We start from the raw sequence: 6,958 nt of genomic DNA on the forward strand, positions 1-6,958 counted from the left end.
GACAATCGCCCCGGAGACGGGCACCGGCCTCGATTACTATCCGCTTCCCGCCACGGGCGAACGGTTTCCGATCGCCGATCCGGCGCTGCCGCCTCGCCTTGCGCCGCGGCCGGCGGACGACGCCGATTATCTGAAAGCGATGTTCGAAGGCATCGCCGCGATCGAAGCGCTCGGCTATGACAGGCTTGCCGAACTCGGCGCGCCCACGCTGATATCGGTCAGGAGCGTCGGAGGCGGGGCAGCGAACCCGGCCTGGACGGCAATCCGGCGTCGCAGGCTCGGCGTCGATTTCCTGCCCGCGCTTTCCGACGAGGCCGCCGCCGGCACGGCGCGGCTGGCGCTGATGAGTGCAAGCCGGGCAGGACTCCTATGAGCGCGAAAACGATCGAACGTCTCGACGGCCTCGGGCCGCTGGCGGAGCGCTATAATGTGTTTCTGCTCGACCAGTTCGGCGTGCTGCACGACGGCACGCGGCCCTATCCAGGCGCAGTGGCAGCGCTATCGGCGCTGAAACGCGCCGGCAAGACCGTGGTGCTGGTTTCGAACTCCGGCAGGCGGGCTCAGCCCAATGAAAGCCGGCTCATAAAACTCGGCTTCGAAGCGGGAAGCTGGGATCATTTCGTTTCTTCCGGCGAGGTGGCGTGGCGATCCTTTGGGGAGATGGCGGCGTCGGGAAAGCTGCGCCCGGGGACAAAATGCCTGCTGATCAGCCGCGACAATGACCGCTCCGCGATCGAAGGCCTGCCATTTGCGCTGACCGGGTCCGGCGATGAGGCCGAGCTGGTGCTGATCGCGGCCAGCGAGGGTGACCGCTTTGACTTTGACCATTATCGCAGGCTGTTCGCGCCGGCGGCGGAGCGGCGGGTGCCGTGTTTCTGCACCAATCCCGACATCATCATGCTGACGGCCGTTGGCCCTCGCTTCGGCGCCGGCCGGCTGGCCGATCTCTACGAGAGCCTGGGCGGCAGCGTTACCCGCATCGGCAAGCCCGACACGGCGATTTTCGACGCCGCGCTGGCGCTGGCCGGCGAGCCGGACCGTGGCACCGTGGTCTGCGTCGGCGACAGCGTCGAACACGACATATCGGGGGGAAACAGCACCGGCATCGCCACCGCGCTGGTGCTGAGCGGAATACTGGCGGACACACCGGATCTCGCCGCTGTTTTCGACGAACAGCAGGCCTGGCCGGACTACATCATGGACAGCTTCAGCTTCCGCTGACCGCTTCCAGCATGCGCCGCGCGCTCTCCTCGTCGGTGATCAGGATGGTTGGGGCGATGAGGGTCATGGCGCCGAGCAGCGCTTCGGTTTTCTCCTCGCCACCGGAGGTGAGGATGCGGATCGGTGCCTTGCGCAGACGGTCGACATCCACCGACATCACGTGGCTGTTGACGGGGTGGTCGACCAGATCGCCGTTGCGGTCGAAGAAATGGAACAGGAGGTCACCCACGGCGCCACGCGCAAGCAGGGCCTCCCGATCCGCCTCCTCGAGGAAGCCACCACGAGAGAAGGTGGTGGCCGAGGCGATCCCGCCGACGCTCAGCAGAACGGCATCGAGCACGTCGGCCATTTCGAAAATCTCCTGCAGGCCGCAGCGCTCGATCAGGGCGATCTTGGTCTCGACGCTGTCGACCACGGCTGGTGTCGGCATCAGATAGCCGTCGCCCTGGAATATCTGAGCGAAGCGCCAGGCGAACTCGGCTGGGTTGACCCGGCGCACAACGCCGACACCGCCAAGCAGCGAAATCACCTTGAAGTCGGTGAGCGACTTGGCGCTGATGAAAGGCAGGCTCGAGAACAGCGTCTGCCCCCAGCCGACACCGACCCGCATGCCGGACTTCATCGTGTCCGACAGGAAGCTGCCGGTTTTGGCGCTGATCGCTGGTATGGGATCGGCATCGGCTGCCGAAAGCGGCGCCACCAGAGCCTGCTGCAGCCCGAACGTCTTCTCCAATGCGCGCTCAAGCCGCACGATTTCCGACAATTCGCTCTCGATGGTGATCTTCACTTCGTTGCGCGCCCGGGCATCCGCCAGCATGCGCACGATGGTGACGCGACCGACGCCGAGCACGTCGGCGATCTCGTTCTGCGTCATCTGTTCGACGAAATACATCCAGGCGGCGCGAATCCTGAGGCGATCCGTCCGGCTTTCGCTGGCGACCTGCTCGGTTGCCTCGCCTCGACCGTCTTCGCTTTCGCCCTGTCGTCGTCTGCCCAAGTCTGTCTCTCCCCCTGCGGCGACGGACGAGGGCGCCGCCGCCGATTCTGCATGCTGGTCTAGTATCGCCTATTGATCTACCTATCGATAGGAACAATGTAGAGAGTGGCGGCTGCCCGGTCGGCTATCCGCAGCAAATTTCAAGGCGATCCGCGATGCTCCGACAAATCTCCGAAGATGTCCGCGTCAATCTGAAGGACCGGCTGCGGGAAGTCCGCGAAATCATCCGCCAGAGCCGCCATGACGGCAGCGGCGATGCCAGCATCCTGCGCGAAGCAACCAGCCATCTGCCACCGTTTCCAGGCAAGGGCATCGAAGGCCTGCTCAGCCATGCCGCGAGTGCCGTCGACGAAGCACTGTCGATCGCCGAAGCTTTCGTCCCGCATGAGCGCCCGATCAAGGTGGACGGCACCACGGTGAAGGGCCTCGGCACCTATTTCCCGGTCGGCATCGAGGATCGCCAACTGGACGCCGAGCGCCTGTTCCGGCGCGATATGTATTATCTGACCAAAGCGGTGCTTGCCGGCCTGAACATCGACAATGCCCGCATCCACGAAGCCGATTTCGCGGCCGTCCATGCCACGATGCGCAAGCGGCATGGCGATCTCCTGGCCGCATTGGCCGCGCCGGGTGCCGGACTGCAGGCAATCGCGGCCACCTGCTCGGCGCTGCTGGTCGAGTGCCTCAATCAGCGTCCCGTTCGCTTTGCCGAGACCGTGCCGGGAACGCCGGCGGGCGGCCGGGCGCTCGACATAAGCTGCCTGGCGCCGCTCGCTTTGGCCTGCGGCCTGGCGACCACCGGCAGGGACGGCGCGCCGGAGCCGGATATGCTGGAGATCGCCATCCTGGCGGCGGATATTCGCCACGATCGCATCGTTCAGGCTTGCGCCAAGGCAAACCCGATCGCTGAGCTGACACCGGTCTTCGCCACCTTGCTTGCCCATCTGCCGTAGTCAGCCGGCCTGGGCTAGCCTTCGGCGGCCATGGCCATGATCGCTTTCTTGGCGCGCTGGATGGAAGCCGGGCTCATCGAGAGTTCGGTCAGCCCCATCTTCACGAAGGTCGCAATCAGATCCGGACGGCCGGCCGCCTCACCGCACATGCCGACCATGATACCGGCGGCGACGCCGGCTTTTGCCGTCATTTCGATCGCCGATATGACGGCCGGATTGGTGACATCGTTGAGCTTGGCGACGGTCGGATTGAGCCGGTCGGCGGCCATGATGTACTGGGTCAGATCGTTGGTGCCGATCGAGAAGAAAGCGACCTCCTTGGCCAGCGCCGGGGCGATCAGCACGGCGGCCGGGGTTTCGATCATGACGCCGAGATCGAATGATGCGTGCGGCACGCCTTCGGCTTTCAGCTCGGCCGTGCATTCGTCAACCAGCACGCGCGTCTGCCTGACCTCCGAGATGTCGGACACCATCGGCAGCATCACCTTGATGTTGCCGTGCACGGCTGCGCGCAACAGCGCCCGCAACTGGCGCTTGAAGATGTCGGGCCGGTCGAGACACATGCGGATGCCGCGCCAGCCGAGGAAGGGGTTTTCCTCGTCGGGAAATTCGATGCCGGCAATCGGCTTGTCACCGCCGATGTCGAGCGTGCGCACAATGACCGGATAAGGCGCAAAAGCCTTGGCCAGCGCCGCATAGGTCTCGGCCTGCATGTCTTCCGAGGGCAGATGCATATGGCGCATGAACAAAAGCTCGGTGCGGAACAGGCCGATGCCCATGGCACCAGCCTCTTGCGCCGCTTCGATTTCCTCGAGTGAGCCGATATTGGCCGCCACCTCGATGATCCTGCCGTCCGCGAGCTTCGGCGTCACCGTCTTGAAGATGGTCAGCCCGGCGCGCTCCTTTGCCGCCGCTTCGACGCGGCCGGCGAAATCGGCACGGGTCGCCTCGTCGGGGTCGATGATCACATGGCCGGCATTGCCGTCGAGCGCGACGTCTCGCGCGGTACGCAAGGCATTGACCTGGTCGCCGAGGCCGAGCACTGCCGGAATGCCGTGCGAGCGCGCGATGATGGCGATGTGCGAGGTGGCGCCGCCATGGCCGCACACCACGCCGCCGATACGCTTCAGCGGCGCGCGTGCCAGATCCCAGGCGCCGATGTCGTCGGCGATCAGGATAGCGCCTTCAGGGATGTTTTCGAGGCTGACATCGTCTTGGCCCAGCAACACCAGGCAAATCTGCCGCCCGACCGCATGAACGTCATCCGCCCGCGCGTTGAGATAGTGATCGTCGACGGCGCTGAACTCGGCGGCAATGGTGGAGGCGGCGGTGATGACGGCGGAAACCGCGTCGTTGCCGCCCTTGATCAGGCCCTCGGCCTCACCAGTCAGGCTGTCGTCGGCGGCGATATCGCGCAGCGCGGCGACGATGCCGCGGTCTCCAGCCGACAGGCTGTCCTGCGCCAACGCATGATCCATGCGGGCCTGGACGGCGCCGACAGCCGTGCGGAACCGGTCGATCTCGCCTTCTATCTCCTCGGCCCGCAACATCCGGCCCTGTCCAGCGATATCGGGTGGGAAATGCGCAAAGGCCGGGCCGACGGCGAAACCTTCGCTGGCGGCCACGCCACGCAAGCGGTTTGCCCCGCCAGGTGCCGCCAGCACGGATCCCGGCGCGGGTGCCGCTTCCTGCCCGGCATCGTTGGCTGGGCTCTGCGCTTCCGCTTCATCATCGAGGCCGGCCCGCGGATTCTCGAGATAGCCGATCAGCGCCTCGAGCGCCTCGATGGCATCGGCGCCATTCGCCCGCACCGTGACTTCCTGGTTCTCCTTGACCGCCAGCAGCATCAGCTTGACCGAACTCTTGGCGCTGACCGCCTTGCCGTCCTTGACCAGTTCGACGTCGGATTCGAAGCCCTTGGCGAGCTTCACGAACCGCGTCGCGGGACGGGCGTGCAAACCTTCATGCACTCTGACGATGGTCGAGCGTTCCATGGCAAATACTCTGGTTTTGGGCGCCGCTCCCAACATGGGCCGCGGCGCGAATGCTGTCAGGCGGCGATGGTGATGATCGCGCCGGTCTTCAGGGCGGCCACGAGCGCTTGCGGATCGACTTGCGACGCACAGATCTCGCCCGGTCTCTCGGCCTCGGTAGCGCCGTTGAACGAAATGACGACATGACCCATTTCCAGCACCTTGCTCCACGCGCTGGAGCCGACCGCTGTGATCACAGCGGCAACCGGGCCGAGGGTGATCGAAGCGCCCTTGGCGGGCGCTCCGTCACTTGGTCCCTGCTCCGCCTTGTGGAGCACCGAAACCTCGGCAAGCTCCGGCGGCGAGCCATCCGCAAACAGGATGACCACGCCCCCTTCGGCAAGGTCCGCCACTTCGGGGCCGATGGCAGTGACCCGTGTTCTCAAAAGAACCGTCATATGGCGAACCTCATTTCTCAACTTTCCCTAGAGCGGTGAACCGCACTATCTCTTTGTTTTGACGCAATTTCCAAGGGAAAGCATTGTGCGCTTTTCCCGGAATTGCCTTAGAACACGATCAGGCTGACGACCCAGGCGATCAGCACCGAGACCGGACCCATGATCTGGCGGCTGATGAGCACCGCCGGAACGCCGATTTCGATCGTCTTAGGCTTGGCCTCGCCGAGCGCCAGGCCGACGGGGACGAAGTCGCAGCCCACCTGGGTATTGTAGGCAAACAGCGCCGGCAGTGCCATTGCCGGCGAAATCGTGCCGTTGGCGATCTGCGGGCCGATGATGGCAACGCCGATGACCTGCGCGATGACAGCGCCTGGCCCGAGGATGGGCGACAGGAACGGCAGGCCGCAGATCGCCGAGATGATCAGCAGGCCGACGATGTTGTTGGCCAGCGGACCCATCGGCTGCGCCAGCACATCGCCGATCCCGGTATACAGGATCAGACCGATGAGCATGGTCACGAAGGCCATGAACGGCAGCACGTTGCGGATGACCTGGTCGATGGTGCGGCGGCCGGCATTGAAGAAGATGCCGACGATACGTCCCATGACGCGGCCGATCGTGCTGATGAGGCCGATCAGCCCACCTTCGCTCGGCAGCGGCTGTGGTGCCGCGGTCGCATTGTTGCTTGAACTCATCGCTGCTGCTCCCCCTGCAGTCGTGATCGTTTCGGATCCGTCCGCCATTGTGATGTTGGCCGGCTTCACGCCCGAAACGTAGATGTCCTCGGTGATGAACTGGGCCAGCGGCCCGGATTGACCGACCGGCGTCAGATTGACGGTCGGGATACGTTTGCGCGGATAGACGCCGCATCGTGCGGTGCCGCCGCAATCGACGACGACAACCGCCATCTCGCTTTCGATCGGCGGTGCCCTGAAGCCGTCGACGGCCTCGGCGCCGGTCATGTCGGCGATGAGCTGCGCCACCGGGTGAATGCCACCACCGGTGACGGAAACCACCTTGCTGCGCTGTTCGGTCGGCTCGATGATGAGCGGGCCACCCCAGCCGGTTTTGCCCTGGGAGATCTTTACGGCTTTATATGTCTTGGCCATGATGTCCTCCCCGCCCTTACAGCTCGACGCCTTGGCGGCGTGCCATGATCGCGGTGATGCGTTCGGTCAGCATGCCCTTGAGCAGGATGACGACGAGGCCGACGATGGCGTACCAGATCGCCACCTTGACGTGGTAGCCGGCGACGACGACGCCCTTCTTTTCCAGCTCCAGCAGCGCGACGAGAATGCCACCCCAGACGAAATACTCGCCGGGATTGATGTGCGGGAACAGGCCGAGCGGCGGGGG

At 64.8% G+C, this 6,958-nt stretch carries 8 protein-coding genes; 3 read left to right on the forward strand and 5 right to left on the reverse strand.

The window, feature by feature from the left end:
- Together EN932_RS24885 and EN932_RS24890 are read left to right on the forward strand one after the other, a co-directional pair.
- Window positions 1-373 (forward strand): FGGY-family carbohydrate kinase (locus EN932_RS24885; RefSeq protein ID WP_245483321.1); only part of this gene is annotated, 373 nt, incomplete at its 5' end.
- Window positions 370-1,221, forward strand: a complete 852-nt coding sequence (locus EN932_RS24890) for a TIGR01459 family HAD-type hydrolase (RefSeq protein WP_127388400.1) — start codon at window positions 370-372, stop codon at window positions 1,219-1,221. The genes EN932_RS24885 and EN932_RS24890, both read left to right, overlap by 4 nt.
- On the opposite strand, the gene EN932_RS24895 is transcribed toward EN932_RS24890, so the two are convergent.
- A complete protein-coding gene (locus tag EN932_RS24895) occupies window positions 1,208-2,218 on the reverse strand; it encodes a sugar-binding transcriptional regulator (protein ID WP_127370386.1) in 1,011 nt (336 codons plus the stop codon). The genes EN932_RS24890 and EN932_RS24895 overlap by 14 nt on opposite strands.
- A 155-nt stretch (window positions 2,219-2,373) precedes the next feature.
- Here EN932_RS24895 and EN932_RS24900 point away from each other — a divergent pair, with 155 nt between their 5' ends.
- Window positions 2,374-3,171 (forward strand): hypothetical protein, encoded by a 798-nt coding sequence (locus tag EN932_RS24900; protein ID WP_127385390.1) that lies wholly within the window; start codon window positions 2,374-2,376, stop codon window positions 3,169-3,171.
- A 14-nt stretch (window positions 3,172-3,185) separates the two neighbouring features.
- On the opposite strand, the gene ptsP is transcribed toward EN932_RS24900, so the two are convergent.
- The 4 genes from ptsP to EN932_RS24920 all read right to left on the reverse strand — a co-directional run.
- Window positions 3,186-5,165, reverse strand: coding sequence for a phosphoenolpyruvate--protein phosphotransferase (ptsP, locus tag EN932_RS24905; protein ID WP_127385391.1), 1,980 nt, complete (start codon window positions 5,163-5,165; stop codon window positions 3,186-3,188).
- Between the two features lie 56 nt (window positions 5,166-5,221).
- Complete coding sequence (locus EN932_RS24910) at window positions 5,222-5,602, reverse strand: PTS glucitol/sorbitol transporter subunit IIA (protein WP_013529330.1); 381 nt, start codon at window positions 5,600-5,602, stop codon at window positions 5,222-5,224.
- A gap of 107 nt (window positions 5,603-5,709) precedes the next feature.
- Window positions 5,710-6,711 (reverse strand): PTS glucitol/sorbitol transporter subunit IIB, encoded by a 1,002-nt coding sequence (locus tag EN932_RS24915; protein WP_024503717.1) that lies wholly within the window; start codon window positions 6,709-6,711, stop codon window positions 5,710-5,712.
- A 16-nt stretch (window positions 6,712-6,727) separates the two neighbouring features.
- Window positions 6,728-6,958 (reverse strand): PTS glucitol/sorbitol transporter subunit IIC (locus EN932_RS24920; protein WP_206618957.1); only part of this gene is annotated, 231 nt, incomplete at its 5' end.

It is taken from the genome of Mesorhizobium sp. M7A.F.Ca.US.002.01.1.1 (assembly GCF_004022955.1).
GTDB lineage: Bacteria > Pseudomonadota > Alphaproteobacteria > Rhizobiales > Rhizobiaceae > Mesorhizobium > Mesorhizobium ciceri.

Coding starts and splice junctions, on each gene's coding strand:
- EN932_RS24915 (WP_024503717.1), bottom strand. CDS start 6,711: ATGGCCAAGACATATAAAGCCGTAAAGATCTCCCAGGGCAAAACCGGC.
- EN932_RS24890 (WP_127388400.1), top strand. CDS start 370: ATGAGCGCGAAAACGATCGAACGTCTCGACGGCCTCGGGCCGCTGGCG.
- ptsP (WP_127385391.1), bottom strand. CDS start 5,165: ATGGAACGCTCGACCATCGTCAGAGTGCATGAAGGTTTGCACGCCCGT.
- EN932_RS24900 (WP_127385390.1), top strand. CDS start 2,374: ATGCTCCGACAAATCTCCGAAGATGTCCGCGTCAATCTGAAGGACCGG.
- EN932_RS24910 (WP_013529330.1), bottom strand. CDS start 5,602: ATGACGGTTCTTTTGAGAACACGGGTCACTGCCATCGGCCCCGAAGTG.